Below are 24,322 nucleotides of genomic sequence, written 5' to 3' on the forward strand. Positions count from 1 at the left end.
TTTGAATGATGGTGGTGACAGTAGTGCTTGTAAGGCATAAAAAAATTTTAAAAACATTATTGCACGCAGCTCATTACGTACCTGTCACTTCACTAGCAAAAGACTTGCGATGCTCGGAAAAAACGATTCGCAACGATTTAAAAGCGCTGGATGAATGGATGCAACGATATCCATCGCTGAAGATCGAAAGAAAGCCGAGTGTCGGGGTGTTATTAAAAGGAGATGATATGAGTAAAAAACAACTTCTCCGTGATCTTTTAAACGATAGTGAAGAAGGATTGTCACATAATGAACGCCAACTCCAGTTATTAAAATGGTTGTTGACAGCTGATAAGCCGATCACGATGCAGCAGTTGGCCGATCAATTTTATATTAGCAAGTCAACTATTCATTATGATTTAGAAGAAATCGATGAATGGCTGCACCATTTCCATTTAAAGCTGATTCGCAAACCACATTTAGGGCTAAAAGTAGAAGGGGAAGAAAAAAATTGGCGTGCGGCATTATCGCGGTTAGTAGAATTGTTAGTTGACCGATCTCACTACATTTTGAACGAGCAGCAATTGAACATGATCGCCGATGTTTTGCAGCCTTATGAGGTGGCTTTGATTGAAAAAGAAATTCATCAAACAGAAAAATATCTCGATTTTCCGTTAACCGACCAAGCGATCATTAGTTTAACGATTCATATTGCGATTGCCGTGAAACGAATTAAAAAAGGCTACGGTATTCAAATGGATGATGGTCAGCTGAAAAAATTGCAGACAAAAAAAGAATATGAGCTGGCGGAAAAATTAGCGCGAAGGATTGAAGCGTGGCTGGCAATTAAAATTCCGAAAGCAGAAATTGGGTATATAACGTTACATTTGTTAGGCGCAAGAATTCGTTATGATCAAATTCAAGTAAAAGAAGGAACGGAGTCGTTTTTAAACAAAGTTGATCGAGAAGCGTTAAAAGTAGCGCGATTGTTGATTGAAAACATCGCCAAAAATACCGATGGGCGTTTGTTGGAAGACCAAGAGCTGTTATTAGGATTAACGATTCATCTTCACTCTACATTAAATCGATTGCGTAACGGTTTTTCAGTCACCAATCCAATGTTGCGGGAAATTAAACAAATGTATCGCTATGCATTTGAGATGGTGTTTTCGTTGATTAGGGAAATCGAAAATCAAATACGTATCACCATTCCCGAAGATGAAATGGCGTATATTGTGCTGCACATTCAAGCGGCGCTTGAGCGATTGCAGACTAAACGATATCAACGAAAACGGGCAGCGATTGTCTGCCCGACCGGTTCAGGTACATCGCGATTAATTGAAGCGAAAATTTCGGCCGTATTTCCCGATGTAGACGTTGTCGGTGTTGCTTCTGTTTCGAAATTGAGAGAAGTAATCAAAGAAAAAAAGCCGGATCTTTTGATTAGCACGGTACCACTAGCCAAAACAGACGTCCCTGCCATTACAGTCAGTCCGTTGCTTCGTGAACATGAGCTACAGATGATAAAAGACTTTTTGTTTCATATACAGATACGGTCGGCCAAAATAGATAAACCGTATAAGACGATTAAAGAGATGATTCATAAAGACATGATTTTTCTAGATTTACCGTCAACCGATCGTTTAAATGTCATCGGCTATTTAGCAAAAGAGCTTTACGAACGAGGTTATGTAGAACGAGAATACGAACAAAGCGCAAAAGAAAGAGAGCAAATATCATCTACTTATATTGGCGGAGGAATAGCCATTCCGCATGGAGAGGCAAGGTTTATTCGGCGGTCGGCCATCGCGGTTGCGCAGCTTCGTGTTCCGGTTGACTGGGACGGCGAAAAGGTTAATCTCGTTTTCATGCTCGCCAATCGCTTACAAGAAAACACAAAAATCAAACATTTATTTCAAGAATTAGCGAATTTATCAGAGGATGAAGACACATTAAAAAAACTAAAAGTATCTCAAACTGTTCAAGAATTTTATCAATGTTTATAGAAAGGGAGTCGGATATCAATGAAATTGACGCAACTTATAACGAGAGAATTAATCAATTTGAACTTAGAAGGTTCTACGAAAGATGAAATCATGGAAGAAATGGTTAACATGATCGATCGTGCCGGAGCTTTAAACGATAAAGAAAAATATAAAGAATCTTTATACAAACGGGAAATGGAAGGAAGTACAGGAATTGGTTTTGGCATTGCGATTCCGCATGGAAAAAGCGAGTCAGTTAAGAAAACAAGCGTCGCGTTTGGATTAAAAAGAAGTGGGGTAGATTGGGACAGTCTTGATGGCGAAAAGGCAAAGCTTATTTTTATGATTGCGGTACCAACGGAGCACGCTGGAAATGAACATTTAAAAATTTTGCAACTTTTATCGCGAAAATTGATGGATGATGAGTTTAGAGAACAACTGTTAGCTGCCACAAACGTGGAAGATGTTGTACAATTATTTGAACAAATGGTGTAAATCTTAAAGGAACAGGAGGCACACGCAATGAACCGTGAACCACTTTTTCTCGAGCCAGTTTTTCAAGAACGCATTTGGGGTGGGACGAGACTGGCTGAGCAGTTCGGCTACCGCATTCCGTCTGAACGAACAGGGGAATGTTGGGCGATTTCGGCCCATCCAAACGGACAAACGACCGTAAAAAACGGGCCGTTTCAAGGAAAGATGTTAGGAGAACTATGGGACGAGCATCGAGAATTATTCGGTCATTTTCCGTCCGACCGCTTTCCGCTTTTGACGAAAATTTTAGATGCCAATGACGATTTATCGGTGCAAGTGCACCCGGATGATGAATATGCTCGCACATATGAAAATGGTGAGTTAGGTAAGACAGAATGTTGGTATGTTATTGATTGCGAAGAGGATGCGGAAATTGTTTTTGGTCATCATGCTCGTACAAAAAAAGAATTGGTTGAAATGATCGAAAACGGCCAGTGGGATAAGCTGTTGTGTCGCGTCAAAGTAAAGCCCGGTGACTTTTTTTATGTCCCGAGCGGTACGATTCATGCGTTATGTTCCGGTTTGTTAATCCTTGAAACACAGCAAAGCTCTGATACGACGTATCGTGTGTATGACTACGACCGTCGTGATCAAGAGGGAAGGCTGCGCGAGTTGCATTTAGACAAAGCCATTGATGTCACGACCGTGCCGCATGTGCAAGAAAAAGTCGAGTCAGCGGTGGTGCAAATGGCCAATGCAACGATTACAATGTTTATTGAAAGCGAGTATTTCACTGTGTATCGTTGGGATGTCCATGACCAGCTTGAACTGGAACAAGATAAACCGTTTATGCTTGTGAGTGTCATTGCAGGAGAAGGAACGATCGCGACGGAAGAAGGGGAATGGGAGATTTGGAAGGGGAACCATTTCATTCTTCCTTATCAATTTGGAACGTTTCAAGTGAAAGGAAATGTGCAAATGATCGTGTCACATCCATAGACAACAAAGGAGAGAACATGGCAGCGTGCACTCCACACACCCCGATAAAAAGAGCCGCTTCGCTTGTTGCGGCTCTTTGTTGTGCAGGCAGTATGTTGCGGTTGCGGGCTTATTTGTCCATTTCTTTCGCCAAGTCTGCCACTTCGGCGATGGTGAGTCCTGTTCGCTTCGTTACCTCCTGAATCGGTAGGACATTTAATAAATTTTTCGCGATTTCGATCGTTTTTTCAATCATCGTTTGTCGATCGAAGCGGCTATGCATAAGCGGGACGAGAATGAGCTTCATCGTTTCTTCGGCGGTTAACGGTTCGTTGTGGCGAATTTTTTCTTCGCATGTATGGAAAATCGCATCTCCGTTGTATTCACAAAGCAAGACGGCTTGCGAAGAAATGAGCACATCCCCGGCATGCAACTGTTCGTGGGCGCTTGTGTAAATGACAACGATGTGAGTCGGCTTGATTTGTTTTTGCTATTTATGTATGTGTGCAAAATTCGGTAAGCATAATCGAGGTACTTTAAATGATTGGCAATAAATCGTTGGTTGCTTTCGTATTATAGAGGAGGATCAGAATCGTCTTCGAGAAGAAACAACGTGTCCGAACGTTTTTCATCGGCTCGTACAGACGGAAATTCATTCGGTAAAAGCGCTTTAATTCTAGGCAGTCCATGCAGCCCGTACACATCAAGCGCCTAGTTTTCGTACCACTCGCTTAACGACTTAAACAAAATGTCTTTCGCGTGATACGATATCCCACGCATCATTTTTCAGCCCTAACTTGTTTTTACGATTACTATACTTTTCGGCTTAGTTCCTGCCACACTCAATCAAAGCTGAAGAGAACTAGCGCAAGTTTTGTCATTATTAGAAAATTCATTCTTTTCATTGACTTTCCCTTTTTCTCCTGTTTTAATGAAAATGTTATCGTGATTTCCTTCTACATTTTCCCCGAAAGGATGACTTCTGTTATGAAGGAATATTTGAAAATGAGTTTGCTGTAATAGTTGGCGGTTACTTTCTACATTAAGCAGCTAGGGAAATGAGGAGCTTCTGTACATCGTCAAGTGGTAGTACCATAGGGGGGAGATTGGATGGATTCGTTCACTGTTTCTTCGATCGCAAAAGTGATGAGCGAACTATTTCCGATGGAAGCGTCTTTTGTCATTTCAGACGATCAGCGCTACATTTATTATCAGCCAAGCAAACATATCGATTTAAAAATTCGCCCTGGAGATAAAATCAAGCCTGAGTCAGTGACGTATAAAGCGTTGTCTATTCAACGGAAAATCGCGGAACAAAAAGATAGCCGTGTGTTCGGAGTACCTTATTTTGGAATATCGGTTCCCATTTTAGATGGTGGTGCATCTAAAGGATGTGTGACGGCCGTATTGCCGCGAAAACCGGCATTTACTATGTCTTGTTTAACTATTCGAACGCTAGACCGCTGGGTTCCTATTTCTTTCGAAAGCATTGTCTACTTAGAAGCCCGGAATCGAAAAACGTTTGTGAAAGCGATTGGTGCGGAAGGCTATCATAAATATAATTTAACCGAACTAGAATTTTCGCTTCCGAATGATCAGCTTATTCGCTGCCATCGGTCGTATATCGTGAACATTCGTTACATCGCAGAAATTCATCCCGATTCGCATTCAACGTTTTTATTGATTATGAAAGACGGCTCAAAAGTGCCGGTTAGCCAAACATATGCCAGCTATTTTCGTAAAATTCTTTGTTTTTAGTAATAAACTACCCATGATTAAGCCTTTGCCGAACATAGTCGCAGAAAGCCTACGGCGGAAAGCTGTTAGGCGGAATGCGGCTTTTTCTGTTTTATGTATTGAAAATGCTTCTTCAGTCATAAAGAAAGCCCTTTTACTCCATTTTGAATGATTTTTGTTAGTTGTGTCGTTATAATATTAAAAAAATCAGAGGGGTGAGGTTATATTGGATCTACAGCTTTTAGAACTCATTGACAATCCTCGTTTGCGAGATCGGGTTGTCACAGCGGAAACCGCTGCCTCGTGGATTAAAGACGGGATGACGCTTGGGCTGAGTGGGTTTACTCGTGCTGGGGACGCAAAAGCCGTTCCTTTTGCGTTGATTGAAAAAGCAAAACGCCAACCTTTCAAAGTCAACGTATATACAGGCGCGTCATTAGGTTCAGATATCGATAAGTTAATGGCAGAGGCAGGCATGATCAACAAGCGCCTTCCGTTTCAAGCTGATTCCGTCATGCGCAAAAAAATTAATGCGGGAGAAATGTTGTTTGTGGATCAACATTTATCGCATACAGCGGAATTCGTCCGTTCAGACGTGTTAAATCCTATCGATTTCGCGATTGTGGAAGCGGTTGCAATAACAGAAGACGGCATGATAATTCCTTCTACTTCTGTCGGCAATTCACCGATTTTTGTCGAAAAAGCTCGGCACGTGATTGTCGAATTGAACGTAGCCCAGCCGAGGGCGTTGCAAGGGCTTCACGATATTTATGAGGTGGGCAAACAAGGGGAACGAAACCCGATTCCTTTGACGAAAGTAGATGATCGGATCGGGACGGTAGGCATTCCGGTGGATGAAGATAAAATCATTGGAATTGTTTTAACAAACTATTCGGATTCACCGTCTACGATTGTCCCTCCGGATGCGGAAACAGATGCGATTGCGAATCATTTAATCGCTTTCCTGCGAAACGAAGTGGCTGCTGGGCGGCTTTCTGAACGGTTAGCGCCAATTCAAGCCGGCATCGGTTCGGTTGCGAATGCGGTTCTTTACGGCCTATTAGATTCTGAATTTTCCGATTTAGAAGTATATTCAGAAGTTCTTCAAGACGCGATGTTTGATTTGATCGATGCCGGGAAAGTCCGGTTCGCGTCTGGGTGTTCCATTACATTGTCGCAACATAAAATGGAGCAAGTGTACGCTAATTTAGATGCTTATCGAGGCAAGCTGGTCCTTCGACCGCAAGAAATTTCCAATCATCCGGAAATTATTCGCCGTCTTGGCCTCATTTCGATTAACACGGCTTTAGAAGCAGATATATACGGAAATGTGAATTCTACGCATGTCCGTGGGACAAACATGATGAACGGCATTGGTGGTTCGGGAGATTTTGCCCGCAATGCGCGTCTTACGATTTTTGTCACGAAATCGATTGCGAAAAACGGAGCGATTTCCAGCATCGTTCCATTTGTATCACATGTAGACCATACGGAGCATGATGTAGATGTGATCATTACCGAGTATGGTTATGCTGATTTGCGCGGATTAGCGCCGATCGAGCGAGCTCCTCTCATTATCGACAACTGTGCACATCCGGATTACCGGCCGCAGCTCTATGCTTATTTTCAGGAAGCGCTAAAGCGTAAAGGGCAGACACCGCACGTTCTTGAGAAAGCGTTCTCATGGTATGCCAATTATGAAAAATACGGAACAATGTTGCAACTTAGCTATCAACCGCAGGCGTAAGAATGGTATGAACCGGAGGCGTCTAATAAAAGCGCTTCCTTTATTGATGAGCAAAGACGAAAGCAGAACTGCAGCGGCTTACTTTAGGACATTTTTCTTCCCAATCCGGTGACCATTATTTATGCACGGAGCTCACTGCGAAACAAGGTTAACTGTTTGCGGCTGCAGGAGTAAGTTCTCCCACGAGAGGATCTTAGACATTCATCCTCGCTCCTAGATACATGCCCGAAGTATGTTCGATCGCTTCTCCACCCTTATATATCAAGGCTCGAGGAGCGATTTGTTTATCTATATAAATGCAATTTGGAACTTTAACGTTTTCGCCTTTTATGGAGTAATCGGTATGTTTCGACTGTCGGGTGACCGAACAACACCGCTTCCAGACAAATGAATTTGTCTGTGAAGCGGTGTTGTTCGGTCCTCTGTCACGCGAAGGCGTGACGAAGGCAAGTCACAGACTTGCCTCCGACAGTCGAAAAAATAGGGAGTCTACTTTTTCGTCCGCCATAAGTTAAACTTCCCAGTTGTATTTATATAGTAAGTGCCGAATTCGTGTTAGACAATAATGGGCAATATCCCCAAGTCATATGCTACTGGAGTTCATTTGCATACATAAGGAGAGAAAACTGCAATGACTCCCGCACAACTCCGCCAAATCCCCGCCTATGCTTATCAACAAAGCCACTCTTCTCATCTACCCGCGATTTTGTAAAAGAGATCGAGCTGTCAGTGAACACCGATTGTTTCCTGTTGGCCAGCGTTCTTTCCGGAGCAAAGGTGCTTTGCATGAAACAGGCGTCGTATCCGCTGTATAAAGGCGACCATATTTCATCATCTCTTATCCATTTGAACGCTTTACGGTCAAAGGAACGCTGCAAATGATCGTTTCTTCTCCGGTGTGGCTTAAAAAAAGTAGACATGGGGAACGATAACGAAAAAGCCGATTGCTTTTAAAAGCAGTAGGTTTTTTTGTTACTCGTTATTTAAAATTTGTAAATATTTTTTAAAATAAATGTATAGACATTTAATTAAAAAGATATATAATTATTATTGAAAACGCTTAAAAACATCGAAAGGGGTTGGATCGCCATGAAAAAAATTTTACTTGCTTGCAGTTCAGGGATGTCTACGAGTTTACTAGTGACGAAAATGCAAGCATACGCGAAAGAAATCGGTGATGAAGCAGAAATTTGGGCAGTCGGGCAAGACCAAGCGAAAAAAGAAATGGAAAAAGCAGATGTCGTATTAATCGGTCCGCAAATGAGCTTTTTAAAAGGCGAGCTGCAAAAAGAAGCGCAAAAATACGACGTTCCTGTCGAAGTCATCGATATGGTCGCATACGGTCTAGCTGATGGCAAAAAAGTATATGAACAAGCATTGAAACTGATGGGGGATCGTTAAAATGGAACAGCAATCACTCGAAAGTTTGACCGCGGAGCAAATGAGCTTCCAACTCATCCTTCATAGCGGAAACGCCCGAAGCAAAATTATTGAGTCAATCCGCCAGTATCGAGAAGGAAATATTAAGGAAGCAGAGCGTTTAGTGAGCGAAGCGGAAAAAGATTTAAGCGCGGCCCATGGCATTCATTTTCAAATGATTCAGGAAGAAGCGAGTGGAAGACGTGCGGAATTTTCCTTGTTAATGATGCATGCGGAAGACCATCTGATGTCCACGCTGTCGATGAAAGAATTAGTGAAAGAACTCATTGAATTGTTTAAAGCACGAAATTTCTAAACATTGAGGGGGAGACATATGAACCAATCATGGTTTGACACGTTTAGCCGCTTTTTAGTACCGATCGCTGGCAAACTTAACAACAACCGCTATTTAAAAGTGTTGCGGGATGCCTTTATGCTCGCCTTTCCACTTACGATTTTCGGTTCGATTGCAGTTGTGCTCGCCAACTTGCCGTTTCTTGATAAAGCGATGAGCGAAGGAGCGCTCAATACGTTCCGTTCGGCATTAAGCGTTGCCCCGCAGGCGACAATGGGAATTATGTCTGTTTTCGTTGTGTTTGGCATCGGCTATTATTTGTCGAAAAGCTATGACGTCGAAGCAGTTTTTGGCGGTGCGATCGCACTTGTATCTTTCTTAATTTTAACTCCGTTTGTTTTACAAACGGAAGGCAAAGAGGTGGTCCAAAACGTCATTCCGCTTGACCGTCTCGGCGCAAAAGGAATGTTTTTAGGCATGATTGTGGCTTTCGTATCCGGAGAAATTTATCGGTGGGTCGTTCAAAAAGATATTACGATTAAAATGCCTGCTGGTGTTCCACCAGCTGTTTCGCGATCTTTTTCAGCGCTTATTCCAGCTCTTATTACCTTATCTGTATTCCTTGTGATTAACATTATTGTCACGCAAGGATTTAAAACGAATATGCACGATGTCATTTATAACGCGATTCAAGCGCCGCTAGTCGGCTTAGGAAGCGGCATTGTTCCGACATTAATTGCGATTTTTGTCACGCAAATTTTATGGTTTTTCGGATTGCACGGACAAATTATTATTAACTCGGTCATGGATCCGATTTGGAATACATTATCTCTTGAAAACTTGAACTCTTACATGGAAACAGGAAAAGTTCCACATATCATCAGTAAGCAATTTATGGAAATTTACACCGTCGGCATGGGTGGAACAGGGATGACGCTTGCAGTTGTCATTGCGATGCTATTCTTTATGAAAAGCAAGCAACTAAAACAAGTAGGGAAATTAGCGATTGGTCCAGGAATCTTCAACGTCAATGAACCAGTGATCTTTGGATTGCCAATTGTAATGAACCCGTTGATTTTGTTCCCGTGGTTTATTGCACCGATGGTCGTAACGTTTGTGACATATTTAGCGATGTCAATAGGGCTTGTACCGCCTCCGACAGGGGTTGCTGTTCCTTGGACCGTTCCGATCTTCATTAACGGAATTATGGCTACGAACTCGTTGGCAGGCGGACTTTTACAGCTTGTGAACTTTGCGATTGTATTGATTATTTGGTTCCCATTTTTGAAATTTATTGACCGAATGAACTTGCAAAAAGAACAAGATGAAGGTAGCGGTGAATCGACAAGAAACGTATCTTAAGAAAGGTGATCGATGGGATGAAAACGATGCAAGAAACAGAACAACATTTGCAGTTTCGCTTTCCGGAAGGTTTTTGGTGGGGAAGCGCCACTTCGGCGACGCAAATTGAAGGAGCTGCGCGTGAAGGCGGAAAAGGATTGAATATTTGGGACTATTGGTATGAAAAAGAGCCACATCGCTTTTTTGATGGAGTAGGGCCGGAAATCACATCTGATTTTTACCATCGTTATAAGGAAGATATTCAGCTTATGAAAGAAACGGGGCACAATTCGTTTCGGTTCTCCGTTTCGTGGTCGCGGCTCATTCCGGACGGAACAGGAGAAGTGAATGAAGAAGCGATTCGGTTTTATAACGATGTGATCAATGAATTGCTTGCATGCGACATTGAACCGTTTGTGAACTTGTATCATTTTGATATGCCGCTTTCGTTGCAGCAAATCGGCGGCTGGGAAAGCCGCGAAGTCATTGATGCGTATGCGCGATATGCGAAAATATGCTTTGAACTATTTGGTGATCGGGTCAAGAAATGGTTTACCCATAACGAACCGATCGTGCCGGTAGAAGGAGGATATTTATACGACTTCCATTATCCGAACATTGTCGATTTTCGCCGGGCGGTTCAAGTGGCATACCATACGATCGTAGCCCACGCGAAAGCGATTCGAGTGTTTCGAAGCTGCCAAATAAAAGATGGAAAAATCGGCATTATTTTAAATCTAACGCCGTCTTATCCGCGTAGCCAGCATCCGGCAGATGTCAAAGCCGCGCATATTGCCGATCTATTTTTCAACCGCAGCTTTTTAGATCCGGCTGTTAAAGGCGAATATCCGAAAGAACTAGTAGCCCTTTTAAAAGAATACGGATACTTGCCGACAATTGAAGCAGGCGATTTAGAGTTGATTAAAGAAAACACGATTGACATTTTAGGCATTAACTATTATCAGCCGCGGCGAGTGAAGGCGAAAGAACATTTGCCGAACCCACACGCACCGTTTATGCCGGAATGGTTTTTCGATTATTATGCGATGCCGGGCCGAAAAATGAACCCATATCGCGGCTGGGAAATTTATGAAAAAGGCGTTTATGATATTTTAATGAACATAAAGGAAAATTATAGAAATATTGAATGCTTTATTTCGGAAAACGGAATGGGGGTTGAAGGAGAAGAGCGTTTCCGTGATGAAGCAGGCATGATCCATGACGACTACCGCATCGAGTTTATTCGCGAGCATTTGAAATGGGTGCATCAAGCGATTCAAGAAGGTGCAAACGTCAAAGGGTATCATTTATGGACGTTTATGGACAACTGGTCTTGGACAAATGCTTACAAAAACCGCTACGGACTTGTATCTGTAAATTTAGACAAAAATCGAGAACGAACAATCAAAAAAAGCGGGTATTGGTTTAAGATAGTTGCACAAAATAACGGATTTTAAAAGGTGGTCTAAGACCATCTTTTTTTCTTATTCGAAACCAAATTAAATAAGGAAGAAAAAGGTTGCAATCATTAGAACGAACGTTTTACAATGAACACGAACTAAGTTTATGACGAAAGAATCAGGTGATAATGAAATGTTTAAATACGAACAAATTTCGAACGAAATACGAAACAGAATCAAAGAAGGGGTTTATTCGCTTGACGAGCCGATTCCCGATGAACTGTCGCTGGCGAAAGAGTTTTCCTGCAGCCGAATGACGATGAAAAAAGCGCTCGATATTTTAGTGATGGAAGGGCTGTTGTACCGGAAGCGGGGACACGGCACATTTATCGTGAAATCAGCGGCCCATAATGATTTAGTCAATGTTACAAGCGAAGAAAATCTAGGATTGACGAATTTATTAAAAGGAAAAAAAATTACGAGCAAAATTATTCGCTTTGAAGTTTCGTTCCCTTCCGAAGAAGTAGCAGCACAATTATCGATCGATTTGACTACTCCTGTTTACCATATTATTCGTCTTCGAATTGTGGAAGATGAACCGTATGTAATTGAGCGGACGTACATGCCGACACCGCTTATTCGCGATTTGAATGAAGACGTCCTTCATTCTTCGATCTATAACCATATTACGAATACGCTCGGCTTAACGATTGCAGGGTGCCACCGGAAAATCCGGGCATCGAAACCGACGGAACTCGATCAAAAGTATTTGCAATGCGCCCCGGACGATCCGATTTTAGAAGTCGAGCAAGTAGGGTTTTTAAACAACGGCGTTCCGTTTGAATATTCGTTTTCGAGACATCGTTACGACAAATTTGTATTTACGACCGTCAATATTCGCCGAAGCAAATAGACTCCCTGTCACTTTTTTCTATTCCCTTTTGCGCTGATAAGCTTAAAGCCGCATCGGCATAAAAGAGAATGTTTAAGCCGGCGGGCGGGCTGTTCGCATTGCGGGCAAATGACCGGTGTCATCGTTTGATCCTCCTTCGTCAGTGGAATGTAAGTCTAATTATATACGATTATTTTTTAAAATCAATATCATTTTATAATTATTTTAAACAATTGTGTGTAGGAGATTGCAATGAACAACAACAAGTTTTGGTGGGGCTTGGTTGTCATCTGGTGCCTCGTCATTTATAGTTTTAGCGAGTTTTCGTTTTTTACAGGGAAGAATACAGAGCAAATTATTCGTCATATGCTTGCCTATTGGCCGTTTGCGCAAGGAGAAGGGGACGAAACGGCGTCGCCGCTCAATTTTATCGTGCGGAAATCGGCGCATTTATCGGCGTTTGGGATTTTGGCGGCACTTGTCTTTAAGGCGCTTGCTCCTCGACGCTGGGCTTATATTGGCGCTTGGAGCTTTGCGACGCTGTATGCGGCAACTGATGAATGGCACCAATCGTTTGAACCGGGCCGGACGGCGCTGTTTTCCGATGTGCTTATCGATGCATGCGGGGCGTTGCTTGCTTTATGTCTTGTTTGGAGCGTACGGCGATGGAAACGGGTGCGCGCTCCTTCGTAAACCCCCCCTCTGCGTTACGGGCAGAGGGGGTTTTGATCAGCTGGGAAAAGAATTCTTGTCTGTTTCCGCGCTTCTTCCATAATTTCCGCCGCAAGGAGCGAATGCGCATGCGAATTTGTTTCAGATTCACGATTTTCGCTGCGAATGAGTTCGGCCCATTCGAGCGCTTCATAATACATCGGGTGCTGCTCTTGCGGCACAGTGATGTCTTCTGTCCGGCCGTCGCGATAGCGGATTTCGACTTTCGTTGGCGTATGGATCGCATCGATGACGATGCTTCCTTCTTCACCTTGAATTTCAGAAGGAATGTAGGAGTTTGTAATTTTCGAATACATCACCACCGCATCCATATCGCCGTAGTTGAGGACGATGCTTCCTTCGCCGTCGACGCCGGACTCTAACATGACGCTGTTCGCTTTGAGCGATTGCGGCTTCCCGAATAACACAACCATCGGATAAATGCAATAAATGCCAAGGTCCATTAACGCCCCGTTCGAAAAAGCGGGGTTAAAGGCGTTTAGAATGATGCCTTGTTTATACGCATCATAGCGCGACGAGTATTGGCAATAGCTAGCAAAATAGCGTCGCACTTTTCCGATTTTTGGCAAATGATGGCGAATCGCTTGGAAGTTGGGCAGAAGTGTCGTTTTCATCGCTTCCATCAATACAACGCCGTTTTGTTGCGCTGCTGTGATCATCGCTTGTACTTCTTTTATGTTCGAAGCGAGCGGTTTTTCGCATAACACGTGCTTGCCGTGATTCATTAAAAGGATCGCCTGCTCGGCATGAAGCGAGTTCGGGCTGGCGATATACACCGCCTCGATATCCGGGCTTTTTGCCATTTCTTCTAAACTCGTAAACGCCCGTTCCGCTCCGACTTTTGCGGCAAATTCCCTCGCTTTTTCCTCGGTACGGGAATAGACGGCCGTTAAAATAAGATCGGGTATGCTTTTCGCGGCATTCAAAAATTCTTGCGTAATCCAGTTCGTTCCGATTGTGGCGAGTTTAATCATATGGATCCACTCCTTGTTTATGTTTCATATAACTCAAGCGGTAAATCGTCTGGATCGCGGAAAAACGTAAACCGTTTTCCAGTGATCGGGTCGAGGCGGATCGGCTCGACTGCGATGTTGTAGCTTTCAAGATAAGCGATGGCCGCGTCGATATTTTCAACGGCAAAAGCGAGATGCCTCAGCCCACACGCTTCCGGCTCGCTTTGTCGCTTCGGCGGCTGTTCAAACGAAAACAATTCGATTTGCACATCTCCCGCCTGCAAATCCAATTTATACGACTTGCGCTCAGAGCGGTACTGTTCATGAAGGATGCGAAACCCGAGTACGTTCGTATAAAAATGCTTTGACCGTTCATAATTGGAACAAATGATGGCGATATGATGAAGTCGTGAAAAATGCATGATTTTCCTCCTATGCTACGCCAATTGCTACTGATCCGGCGGAATGGACGAACCGTGTTCCCTCAGACAAAAAAATAAATGATACTATTCATTATACATCGCTTCACTAGTTTTTTCATAATGTATAATCGTTTATAGTTAAATGATGATATCGAACATTCATCCACGCTCTCCCGCATTATGGTACAATGAAATATGTAACGATCCGAAAGAAAGCGAGGAAGAAGCATGTATCTTGGAGCGATTGAAGCAGGTGGAACGAAATTTGTTTGCGCTGTCGGAGACCGCGAGGGAAATGTGCATGAACGCGTGACGTTTCCAACGACAACGCCAGACGAAACGATGCGCCATGTGATCGACTTTTTCAGCCAATATGAACTTGAAGCGATCGGCATCGGAACGTTCGGGCCGGTAGACTTAAATAAAAATAGCGCAACATACGGCTATATTACAAGCACGCCGAAGCCGCATTGGGCAAATTTCAATTTTGTCGGCGAAATGAAAAAATATTTCAACGTTCCGATCGGCTTCGATACTGATGTGAATGCAGCCGCGTTAGGCGAACAGTTATGGGGAGCAGCGCAAGGGAAAAACAGCTGCATCTATATGACGGTCGGAACCGGAATCGGCGTCGGAGCGATTGTCGAAGGCCGGTTGTTGCACGGTTTGCTTCATCCAGAAATGGGACACATTCTCGTCCGCCGCCATCCGAACGATGCATTTGCCGGAAGTTGCCCGTTCCACGGCGATTGCCTAGAGGGAATGGCGTCAGGCCCTGCGATTGAAAAGCGCTGGGGGAAAAAGGGGATAGAGCTAGCAGAGCGTAGCGACGTATGGGAATTAGAAGCGTTTTATTTAGGGCAGGCGATCGCCCATTACATTTTAATTTTGTCACCGGAAAAAGTCATTGTGGGCGGCGGTGTGATGAAGCAGCTGCAATTATTGCCGAACGTCCGCCGTCATGTCATCGAATGTTTGAACGGATACGTACAGCATGAGGCGATTTTACAGCATATTGATGATTATATTGTCCTTCCGGGGCTAGGCGATAATGCCGGCATTTGCGGAGCGCTTGCGCTAGCGAAACAAGCGTTAGATGAATAGGGAGAAAAATGACCGTTCTTGCTGTGCTGGCAGCGAACGGTCATTTTGATTTTATTGAGGAATCAAAATTTGACTAAATGGTCATAGATTGTTGGTTAAATTATGACTTATTGGTCAATTATTTTTATGACCATTGTTGTTGATAAATATTTAAAATATGGTTATAATAAAAATGACTATACGGTCAATCGTGTAAAAATTGAGGTGTTTTTTCATGAAAGATTGGCAAAAACAGCCGCTTAAACAAATCGTCGAACAGCTTCGGAAACATGGGGTTGATGCGGAGCTTGTTAAGCCGCGCGTGAAGTGGTTCGTCCATCAACAGGCGTTGGAGAAACCGTGCTCGTCTAGTCATAGTATTTCTTTATAAATACAACTGGGAGGTTTAACTTATGGCGGACAAAAAAGTAGACTCCCTATTTTTTCGACTGACGAAGGCAAGTCACAGACTTGCCTTCGTCACGCCTTTGCGTGACAGAGGAAACCGCTTCACAGACAAATGTATTTGTCTGGAAGCGGTGTTGTTCGGCCACTCGACAGTCGAAACATACCGATTACTCCATAAAAGACGAAAACGTTAAAGTTCCAAATGGCATTTATATTGATCTAGGAGAGGAGAGAAAATGACGCATCGGAAAGTTCGCTTTATTGAAACCGCAATGAAACTATTTGCGGAAAAAGGGTATCATGCCACATCGATTCAAGATATTGTCGAAGCGTGGGGCATTTCTAAAGGAGCGTTTTACCACCATTTTTCTTCAAAAGAAGATCTCATGCTTTCCATTGTGAAGCACCATTTTGAAAAGCTATTTTCGCAATTTATGAACGACAAGCCAGAAGGTGAATCAGAAAAAAAATGGTTTATCCGACAAATAGCGATGCAAATCGAAGGCATCGTTTCGCAAAAAGAATTTTTCCAAATGATGATGGCCGAACAGCTGCCAAAAATTAACGAGAATATTCAACGTTATTTATTTGCGCAGCGCGCGCGTATGTTTAATTGGTATTGCGAGCGGCTGATCGACGTATATGGCGAAAAAATTGAAAAGCACGTCTTTGACGTAGCTGCGATCTTAAACGGTGCTTTGCGCGAATATGTCTTTTATATGATGTTTTATTCGAACATGCTTCGCGCCGAAGATATTGCTCAGTTTATCGTGCGGCGAATCGATGCGATCGTCGTTCATTTTGCAGCGCATGAAGAGCCGCTGCTGAAAAAAGAAATGATTCGCTGCTTCACAGAAATAGAAGAGCGGGAACGGCATGAGCGAAAAACGCAAATCATTGCCCAAATCGAACGCCTAAAAGAAAAGGTATCATCGCTTACGTTAGACAAAAAAACGCATCATCAGCTGCATGCCGCGCTCGACACGTTAGAGGCGGAATTTGCGAACGAACAATCAACCCCAAGGGAGTACGTCGTCAAAGGGATTTTATTGTATATCGAAAGCCAACATATTCAACTGTTATCAGAAGCCATTGCCTCGTTAACGGAAATTGTTCATGAGTATATGGCAAATCATCATAGATAGGGGAAGATAAGATGTCAGAAACAGCTGCATTGCCAATATCAAGCATTAAGCATCGCCATTTATTAATTACGGGGTTAATGATTGCGATGTTGTTCGGTGCGCTCGACGGGACGATTGTCGGAACGGCGATGCCGCGCATCGTCGGCGAACTCGGCGGGTTAAGCGTCATGACGTGGGTGACGACCGCTTATATGCTCACGTCAACGACCGTTGTGCCGATCGCCGGAAAATTAGCGGACTTATTAGGGCGGAGAGTCATTTACGTATCGGGGTTAATTATTTTCATGGCCGGCTCGGCGCTTTGCGGCATGGCTGGTAATATGACCGAACTCATTATTTACCGCGGCATGCAAGGCATTGGCGGCGGCATTATGATGCCGATGGCGATGATTATTATCGGCGATTTGTTTACCGGAAAAGAGCGGGCGAAATGGCAAGGTGTGTTTGGCGGCTTGTACGGGCTGGCCTCGATTTTAGGTCCGCAAATCGGCGGCTGGATCGTCGACCATTTAAGCTGGGAATGGGTGTTTTACATTAACCTTCCTGTCGGCATTTTAGCGACGATTTTTATTGCGATGGGCTTGAGTAAGCACGAAGCGAAAGGGGCGGTCAAATTTGACATTGCCGGTATGTTTACGATGGTCGTCGGCGTCGTCAGTTTATTGCTGGCGTTGACGTTCGGCGGTGATAAATACGCGTGGACGTCATGGCAAATTATCGGCTTGTTTGTGATGTCAGCGCTCTTTTTAACCGCGTTTGTCTTCGTGGAACGAAAAGCGGAGGAGCCGGTGTTGCCGATTCATTTATTTAAACACCGCACGTTTGTCGTGTTAAACGGCATTGGCTTTTTAATGAGCGTCGGCATGTTTGGTGCGATTATGTTCGTTCCGCTATTTATGCAAGGGGTTGTCGGCGTCAGCGCAACACAGTCAGGGACGATTATGACTCCGATGATGATTACGATGATTATCGGCAGCATTGTCGGTGGACGAATGGTATATAAAATCGGGGTAAAAACGCAGTTGATTGCCGGCATGGTTATTATGGCGTCTGGATTAGGATTGCTCGGCACGATGGATACGGATACGACGCGGTGGACAGCGACGCTTTATATGATTGTGCTCGGGCTTGGTGTCGGACTTGTCATGCCGTTATTGACGCTCGTGTTACAAGAAACGTTCCCGAAATCAGAAATGGGCGTGGTGACATCGTCGAGCCAATTTTTCCGTTCCATTGGCGGTACGTTCGGGATGACGATTTTAGGAGCGGTGATGAACCACCGGTCAAGCACGCTGCTCGAAGACCGGTTGATGCCGCTATTAAAGGGACTTCCACCGCAGGCGAAAGCGATGGTCGATCAGTTTTCGCATATGATTCACGACAATCCGCAAAGTTTATATTCGGCATTATTAAGCCCGAAAGCAATGGCAAGCATGCCGGCGCAGATGAAAAATGCGCTCGTGCCAATTTTAAAACAGTCGCTTGTCGACTCGCTCCATTCCGTCTTTACGTTCGGGCTTGTCTTTGTCGCCTGCGGAGCGGTGTTAACATTCGTATTGCGTAAAATTACCCTCTCCGAACAGAGCCGGAGAATGAAAGAAAGTGCGTGATGTCGATTTAGAGAGCTGGCTCTCTATTTTTTATCGATCGTGTCAATCCCTATCCTTGCAAAACGAGCTACGTCATTTGTATAATATAAGCAGATATTTCGTAAAATAAAAAAGACTGAGCGCTGCGAACGCTCAGCCGAAGCAGCCACATGCCGCAAGAAGAGCGGCTGACCTTTAAGTTTTGACAGCGAAATAACCGTCATACCTTTGGTCGAGGGGGACGGTTATTTCTTTTTGTTTATATAGACGACCATCGTGACGATCAATGTTAGTATCCCTATCAGCACTAAACTGAATTGTGATTTTCAACAACGAAGCAAGCGTCCTATGTCAATCAAACACTCGCGATCTTGTTAAAAAACGCACGCCTTCCGGTCCTTCTAATGAAAACATGCCGCCTCTGCCAGGGACGACGTCGATGATGAGCTGCGTATGCTTCCAATACTCGTATTGGGCGGCGGAGATATAAAACGGACAGCCGCCGATTTCGCCAAGAAGCACATCCGAATCCCCGACAATTAACTCTCCTTGCGGGTAGCACATCGGCGAACTTCCGTCACAGCACCCGCCCGATTGATGAAACATGAGCGGCCCGTGTTTCGCCTTCAATTTTTCGATTAACTGCAACGCCGCATCGGTGGCGATGACTTTCGGCTGCATCATTTCCACTCCTTTCTAAAAAAGGCAGCGTGCAATTGCGCGCTGCCTTGTTGATTTTAAAAGAATCCTAATTTCTTTGGCGAATAGCTGACAAGCAAGTTTTTCGTCTGTTGGTAATGCTCAAGCATCATTTTGTGCGTTTCACGGCCGATGCCGGACAGTTTGTAGCCGCCAAACGCTGCATGGGCTGGATATGCATGATAGCAGTTCGTCCAGACGCGTCCTGCTTGAATGCCGCGGCCGAAGCGATAGGCGGTATTGATATCGCGCGTCCAAACGCCGGCGCCTAAGCCGTACAACGTTTCGTTGGCGATCGCGAGCGCTTCGTCTTTATCTTTGAACGTCGTGACCGACACGACTGGTCCGAAAATTTCCTCTTGGAAAATGCGCATTTTATTATGTCCTTTAAAGACGGTTGGCTTGACGTAATATCCGCCGCTTAACTCGCCTTCTAAGAAATTGCGTTCACCGCCGATGAGAAGTTCAGCTCCTTCTTGCTTGCCGATGTCAATGTAGGACAAGATTTTTTCAAGCTGCTCAGAAGATGCTTGCGCGCCGATCATCGTACTTGTATCGAGCGGATTGCCTTGCTTAATTTGTTTGACGCGCTCTAACGCCCGCTCCATAAACACGTCATAAATTGATTCTTCAATGAGAGCGCGGGACGGGCATGTGCACACTTCGCCTTGGTTTAACGCAAACATCGTAAATCCTTCGAGCGCTTTATCGAAAAATTCATCGTTTTTTGCCGCGACATCAGCAAAGAAGATGTTTGGCGATTTTCCGCCGAGTTCAAGCGTGACTGGGATGATGTTTTGCGATGCATATTGCATAATTAAGCGCCCTGTCGTCGTTTCGCCGGTGAACGCCACTTTCGCGATGCGAGGGTTTGACGCGAGCGGCTTCCCGGCTTCAAGACCGAATCCGTTGACGACGTTGACGACTCCTTTTGGCAAAAGATCTGCGATAAGTTCCATCAGCACAAGGATGGATGTCGGTGTTTGTTCTGCCGGTTTTAACACGACGCAGTTTCCAGCCGCCAGAGCGGGAGCGAGTTTCCATGCGGCCATTAAAATCGGGAAGTTCCAAGGAATGATTTGTCCGACGACTCCGAGCGGTTCTTTGAAATGATAAGCGACAGTATCATGATCCAATTCGGCTAAAGTGCCTTCTTCAGCGCGAATGCAGCCAGCGAAATAGCGAAAATGATCAATCGCAAGAGGAATGTCGGCTGCGAGCGTTTCGCGAATCGGCTTGCCGTTTTCCCATGTTTCGGCCACCGCAAGCATTTCCAAGTTTTCTTCCATGCGGTCGGCGATTTTGTTTAAAATGCGCGCCCGTTCGGCGACCGATGTGCGTCCCCAAGCGTCTTTTGCTGCATGCGCTGCGTCTAATGCCAATTCAATGTCGGCAGCTTTGGAGCGAGGGACTTCACAGTAAACCTGTCCCGTTACAGGAGAAATGTTCTCAAAATACTCGCCGTCTACCGGTGGCACCCATTGGCCGCCAATAAAGTTTTCATATCGTTTCTTGAACGTGATGAGCGAACCAGGCTGTCCAGGTTGAGCATAAATCATTTAAATTCCCCCTTTGTTTGACATGTATACGCTTACAAACGAATCGTATACAAAATATTTAGAAAATTCCTGCAATAAAAATGATAGCATTTGTTAACGTTTTTGTCAAAAAAACTACCAATCTACGTTCGATATAGATTATACTCACCTGCTTCGTAAAATATGACTGTTTTGTGAAAAAAAAGCTAGCGATCGCTAGCTTTAGTACTTGAGTTCAAGCCCATCTAACAGAAAATTTGCATAGGCGCCGCTTAAATGATGGAACGCTTCTAATACATCGTTCGGTTCGGCATCAAAAAATCCTTTCATCATGTCTTGATTTTGTTCGTGAATAAAGCTTAAAATGAAATCCGTTTTAATGCGGTTGGCGATTAAAACGGCACAATACGACCGCTCGAGCTGTTGCTTGCGCTCTTTTTGGTCCGCAATTTGCGCAAAATGCGTTTCGTAGCGGCCGACGATGTTTGGCAGCTCGCCTTGAATGCGCGTTTGCGCCTCTGTTAACATCGCTTCGACCGCAGTAGCCGTCGGAAACGTGCGGTTTGTAAGCACCGTCTGAAAAATTTGTTGCAGCGCATACGTCGATTCCGTCGCGAAGGCGACATTTGCCAGCAAGACGCGCATGTATTCAGCTTCATTCGCGCTGTCAATTCGCATTTTCATAATAACTTCGAGCACATCGGAATGAATTTTTTCTTTTGTCCAATCGTTTATGAGCTGGTGAAGCAGTACAGATAATACTTGCGCGATTTCTTCTTTTGCTACTTCCATCGATCAGTCCCTGCCTTATATGTAGTATGTACATTTAGAATGCCACTGCCATCGGCAAGAAGTCAATAGCGGCCATTTGTAGATAGGAATAATTTTTCTTTAATAACAAAAATCATTCTATATTTAAAATTTTTGTAATAGATAGAAAAAATAAAAAATTTCTCTTTTGAGATACGAACATATGTGCTAAAATTATGGTATAAAATGGTGAGTGAGGGGGAATGGGAGTGAAAGGGCATTACGAAATCCGCGAAGATACGCAAGCGCTCGAGCCGATGTACAACGAGAGAGGACAGTTGTGTACAATCGTCCACGAAACGAATGCGACGTATACGATCGAAAAGTCGCCGCGGCAAATTGTCGAACATAGCTGCATTTATTACGGTTGCGCATATGAAGGTCGATTAGAGGCAGCAAAATTGATCCTTGGCTTAAAGCAAATGGTTCCGATTTCTGTTTGCACTTCTTTGCGATTGTACATGATACCGACTTGCTCCCCAGAAAGCGACAAATGTTTTTGGCTTGCTTTACGACATATCCACTATATCGAACCGTACAAACAAAAAAAGGCAAAAGTGACTCTCACAAACGGTACTTCCCTCATCATTGATGTACACCGAGATACGCTTGAAGCGCGGCGGGCCAAAACGACGCTGCTGTATTACACGATGGAAACGCGCTGCGGCATTTATAAAGTGATTGAGCAAAAATTTCCGTTATGGCGGCTTTTCTAAAAACTGTCTCGTACATTGAGACAGTTTTTTGGCATATAATGAAAGAATAAAAGATCGTGAGAGGAGAAAGGAAATTGAAACCGTTGCGACTGCGAGGACATCATTTATTATGTGTACACGGGTTTCGCGGCATGGGATACAGCCCGTCGTTTGTCGAAAAAATGTGGGAAATCGTCAAAGATATTCGCAATGAAGAAAAAGATGTTCCGATTCAAGTCGTGGTCGCGCTTGATGAGGCGTGTTTTTCTTGTCCGCACCACGGCGAATCGACGTGCCAAGCGGACCCAAATTCGAATGAACATGTCGTGTCGATGGATCGGAGAGTGCTTGAACACCTTGGCCTTGAAGAAAACGAAATATATTTAAAATCGGAATTGCTTCGCCTTACCGCCCAAAAAGTGCGGCCGGACGATTTAGACCGTTTGTGCGCGAACTGTTCGTGGCTCCAATACGGGGTATGCAAAGAAGGAATCGCCAACTTGCGATCAGGAAATGTGCAACAAAAATGATCGAATTATCAGAAATTGCTGCTTCCCCTTTCCAAAAAGTGTGGTATGATAACATATAAGCGATTTTTAAAAAAGAAAGGGTTATGGAACATGAAAGTAGCAAAATTCGGGGGAAGCTCTGTCGCCAGCGCCGAGCAATTTCGCAAAGTGGCGCATATTGTGCAATCTGACGTGGAGCGCCGCATAGTTGTCGTGTCCGCTCCAGGAAAGCGATACAAAACCGACACAAAAATGACCGATTTATTAATTCAGATTGGCGAAGCCGTGGTGCGTGGAGAAGCATATGAGCACGTGCTTGAAGCGGTCATTGAGCGGTATGCGGATATTGCGCGAGGATTGGAATTGTCCGCTTCTAAGTTGATGGAGCAAATCAAAGCCGATTTGCGGCAAAAAATTGAAAACTATCGCCACGATCGTGATCGCCTTATGGATGCGCTTAAAGCGAGTGGCGAAGACAATAACGCAAAATTAATGGCATTGTATTTACAGAGCATCGGGTTGAATGCACATTATGTCAGCCCGCTTGATGCCGGCATTTTCGTTACCGATGAGCCGGGCAATGCGCAAATTTTACAAGAATCATATAAAAAGCTGCAACAACTTAAACATCGCTCCGGCGTTTTAGTCATCCCGGGATTTTTCGGTTATTCGCTAACTGGGCATATTGTCACGTTCCCGCGCGGCGGTTCGGATATTACCGGCTCGATCGTCGCGGCCGGAGTCGGTGCAGATGTGTACGAAAACTTTACTGACGTCGACTCGATTTATTGCGTCAACCCGTCAATCGTTGAAAATCCGCGCCAATTAAAAGAAATTACATATCGCGAAATGCGCGAGCTGTCGTATTCCGGTTTTTCCGTGTTTCACGATGAAGCGTTAGAGCCGGTCTATAAAGCGCGCATTCCGGTATGCGTAAAAAACACGAACAACCCGGAAGCGCCGGGAACATGGATCGTCGCCCACCGAGACCATCGAGACGAACCGGTCGCCGGCATTGCCAGCGACACCGGCTTTTGCAGCATTAACGTCAGCAAATATTTAATGAACCGCGAGATCGGCTTTGGCCGAAAGCTCCTGCAAATTTTAGAAGATGAAGGCATTTCGTATGAGCATACGCCGTCAGGGATTGATAACATGTCGGTCATTTTGCGGGCGAATCAATTGGAAGGAGGAAAAGAGCAACGCATTATCGACCGCATTCAAACAGAACTGCAAGTGGATGATATTCAAATTGAATACGGTTTGGCGCTCATTATGGTCGTCGGCGAGGGCATGGAGCGCGCTGTCGGGGTCGCCGCGAAAGCGACAGCGGCCTTTGCCAAAGCTAATATCAATATTGAAATGATCAACCAAGGTTCGTCGGAAGTGAGCATGATGTTTGGCGTAAAAGAGAATGTCGTCGACCAGGCAGTGCGGGCGTTATACGAAGCATATTTCCATTCCAAACAGCCACTCTCTTAAAAAGGGAGTG

At 44.4% G+C, this 24,322-nt stretch carries 23 protein-coding genes and 1 pseudogene; 18 read left to right on the forward strand and 6 right to left on the reverse strand.

Features of this window, described 5'->3' with window-relative positions; all coding sequences use genetic code 11:
- The first annotated feature begins 23 nt into the window (after positions 1-23).
- From HNQ34_RS06095 to manA, 3 genes are read left to right on the forward strand one after another with little or no spacing between them, the layout of a single operon-like run.
- Positions 24-1,985, forward strand: a complete 1,962-nt coding sequence (locus HNQ34_RS06095) for a BglG family transcription antiterminator (protein WP_312856101.1) — start codon at positions 24-26, stop codon at positions 1,983-1,985.
- Positions 1,986-2,003: 18 nt separating this feature from the next.
- Positions 2,004-2,459, forward strand: coding sequence for a PTS sugar transporter subunit IIA (locus tag HNQ34_RS06100; RefSeq protein WP_183252640.1), 456 nt, complete (start codon positions 2,004-2,006; stop codon positions 2,457-2,459).
- Positions 2,460-2,486: 27 nt separating this feature from the next.
- Positions 2,487-3,437 (forward strand): mannose-6-phosphate isomerase, class I, encoded by a 951-nt coding sequence (gene manA / locus HNQ34_RS06105; protein WP_183252642.1) that lies wholly within the window; start codon positions 2,487-2,489, stop codon positions 3,435-3,437.
- A gap of 109 nt (positions 3,438-3,546) precedes the next feature.
- Here the strand turns inward: manA and HNQ34_RS06110 are convergent.
- Positions 3,547-4,199: pseudogene (locus tag HNQ34_RS06110) on the reverse strand (hypothetical protein).
- A 327-nt stretch (positions 4,200-4,526) separates the two neighbouring features.
- On the opposite strand from HNQ34_RS06110, the gene HNQ34_RS06115 reads away from it, so the two are divergent.
- The 8 genes from HNQ34_RS06115 (at position 4,527) to HNQ34_RS06150 (ending at position 12,940) form a co-directional block, all read left to right on the forward strand.
- Positions 4,527-5,174, forward strand: coding sequence for a LytTR family DNA-binding domain-containing protein (locus HNQ34_RS06115; protein WP_183252644.1), 648 nt, complete (start codon positions 4,527-4,529; stop codon positions 5,172-5,174).
- 205 nt (positions 5,175-5,379) lie between these two features.
- On the forward strand, positions 5,380-6,900 hold the full coding sequence (locus tag HNQ34_RS06120; protein WP_183252645.1) for an acetyl-CoA hydrolase/transferase family protein: 1,521 nt from the start codon (positions 5,380-5,382) through the stop codon (positions 6,898-6,900).
- 1,089 nt (positions 6,901-7,989) lie between these two features.
- Positions 7,990-8,301: a PTS sugar transporter subunit IIB gene (locus HNQ34_RS06125; protein ID WP_183252647.1), complete on the forward strand. Its 312-nt coding sequence runs from the start codon at positions 7,990-7,992 to the stop codon at positions 8,299-8,301.
- A gap of 1 nt (position 8,302) precedes the next feature.
- Positions 8,303-8,635, forward strand: a complete 333-nt coding sequence (locus HNQ34_RS06130; RefSeq protein WP_183252649.1) for a PTS lactose/cellobiose transporter subunit IIA — start codon at positions 8,303-8,305, stop codon at positions 8,633-8,635.
- A gap of 18 nt (positions 8,636-8,653) precedes the next feature.
- Positions 8,654-9,976 carry a PTS cellobiose transporter subunit IIC gene (gene celB / locus HNQ34_RS06135; protein ID WP_183252651.1) on the forward strand — a complete coding sequence of 441 codons (1,323 nt, stop codon included), beginning with the start codon at positions 8,654-8,656 and terminating at the stop codon, positions 9,974-9,976.
- Between the two features lie 26 nt (positions 9,977-10,002).
- Positions 10,003-11,412 carry a glycoside hydrolase family 1 protein gene (locus HNQ34_RS06140; RefSeq protein ID WP_183252863.1) on the forward strand — a complete coding sequence of 470 codons (1,410 nt, stop codon included), beginning with the start codon at positions 10,003-10,005 and terminating at the stop codon, positions 11,410-11,412.
- A gap of 136 nt (positions 11,413-11,548) precedes the next feature.
- Positions 11,549-12,268: a GntR family transcriptional regulator gene (locus HNQ34_RS06145; protein ID WP_183252653.1), complete on the forward strand. Its 720-nt coding sequence runs from the start codon at positions 11,549-11,551 to the stop codon at positions 12,266-12,268.
- A 231-nt stretch (positions 12,269-12,499) separates the two neighbouring features.
- A complete protein-coding gene (locus HNQ34_RS06150) occupies positions 12,500-12,940 on the forward strand; it encodes a VanZ family protein (protein ID WP_183252656.1) in 441 nt (146 codons plus the stop codon).
- A gap of 14 nt (positions 12,941-12,954) precedes the next feature.
- Here the strand turns inward: HNQ34_RS06150 and HNQ34_RS06155 are convergent, their stop codons facing one another.
- On the reverse strand, positions 12,955-13,953 hold the full coding sequence (locus tag HNQ34_RS06155; protein ID WP_183252658.1) for a Gfo/Idh/MocA family protein: 999 nt from the start codon (positions 13,951-13,953) through the stop codon (positions 12,955-12,957).
- 17 nt (positions 13,954-13,970) lie between these two features.
- On the reverse strand, positions 13,971-14,354 hold the full coding sequence (gene gloA2 / locus HNQ34_RS06160) for an SMU1112c/YaeR family gloxylase I-like metalloprotein (RefSeq protein WP_183252660.1): 384 nt from the start codon (positions 14,352-14,354) through the stop codon (positions 13,971-13,973).
- A gap of 228 nt (positions 14,355-14,582) precedes the next feature.
- Between gloA2 and HNQ34_RS06165 the strand changes: the two genes are divergently transcribed.
- From HNQ34_RS06165 to HNQ34_RS06180, 4 genes are all read left to right on the forward strand, one after another.
- Positions 14,583-15,458 carry an ROK family protein gene (locus HNQ34_RS06165; RefSeq protein ID WP_183252662.1) on the forward strand — a complete coding sequence of 292 codons (876 nt, stop codon included), beginning with the start codon at positions 14,583-14,585 and terminating at the stop codon, positions 15,456-15,458.
- Between the two features lie 214 nt (positions 15,459-15,672).
- Complete coding sequence (locus HNQ34_RS06170) at positions 15,673-15,828, forward strand: hypothetical protein (protein ID WP_183252664.1); 156 nt, start codon at positions 15,673-15,675, stop codon at positions 15,826-15,828.
- Positions 15,829-16,081: 253 nt separating this feature from the next.
- Positions 16,082-16,990, forward strand: a complete 909-nt coding sequence (locus HNQ34_RS06175; protein ID WP_183252666.1) for a TetR/AcrR family transcriptional regulator — start codon at positions 16,082-16,084, stop codon at positions 16,988-16,990.
- An 11-nt stretch (positions 16,991-17,001) separates the two neighbouring features.
- Positions 17,002-18,600: an MDR family MFS transporter gene (locus tag HNQ34_RS06180; protein ID WP_183252668.1), complete on the forward strand. Its 1,599-nt coding sequence runs from the start codon at positions 17,002-17,004 to the stop codon at positions 18,598-18,600.
- Positions 18,601-18,930: 330 nt separating this feature from the next.
- Here the strand turns inward: HNQ34_RS06180 and HNQ34_RS06185 are convergent, their stop codons facing one another.
- The 3 genes from HNQ34_RS06185 to HNQ34_RS06195 form a co-directional block, all read right to left on the reverse strand.
- Positions 18,931-19,260, reverse strand: coding sequence for a DUF779 domain-containing protein (locus HNQ34_RS06185; protein WP_183252670.1), 330 nt, complete (start codon positions 19,258-19,260; stop codon positions 18,931-18,933).
- Positions 19,261-19,316: 56 nt separating this feature from the next.
- Entirely contained in the window at positions 19,317-20,837 is a 1,521-nt protein-coding gene (adh, locus tag HNQ34_RS06190; RefSeq protein WP_183252672.1) for an aldehyde dehydrogenase, read from the reverse strand.
- A gap of 201 nt (positions 20,838-21,038) precedes the next feature.
- Positions 21,039-21,608 carry a hypothetical protein gene (locus HNQ34_RS06195; protein WP_183252675.1) on the reverse strand — a complete coding sequence of 190 codons (570 nt, stop codon included), beginning with the start codon at positions 21,606-21,608 and terminating at the stop codon, positions 21,039-21,041.
- A gap of 227 nt (positions 21,609-21,835) precedes the next feature.
- Here HNQ34_RS06195 and HNQ34_RS06200 point away from each other — a divergent pair, with 227 nt between their 5' ends.
- From HNQ34_RS06200 to HNQ34_RS06210, 3 genes are all read left to right on the forward strand, one after another.
- Entirely contained in the window at positions 21,836-22,342 is a 507-nt protein-coding gene (locus HNQ34_RS06200) for a competence protein ComK (protein ID WP_312856102.1), read from the forward strand.
- Between the two features lie 74 nt (positions 22,343-22,416).
- Entirely contained in the window at positions 22,417-22,851 is a 435-nt protein-coding gene (locus tag HNQ34_RS06205) for a DUF1284 domain-containing protein (protein ID WP_183252680.1), read from the forward strand.
- Between the two features lie 90 nt (positions 22,852-22,941).
- Positions 22,942-24,312 (forward strand): aspartate kinase, encoded by a 1,371-nt coding sequence (locus tag HNQ34_RS06210; RefSeq protein ID WP_183252682.1) that lies wholly within the window; start codon positions 22,942-22,944, stop codon positions 24,310-24,312.
- Positions 24,313-24,322: the final 10 nt, after the last annotated feature.

It is taken from the genome of Anoxybacteroides tepidamans, from assembly GCF_014201465.1.
In the GTDB taxonomy this organism is placed as follows: Bacteria; Bacillota; Bacilli; order Bacillales; family Anoxybacillaceae; genus Anoxybacteroides; species Anoxybacteroides tepidamans.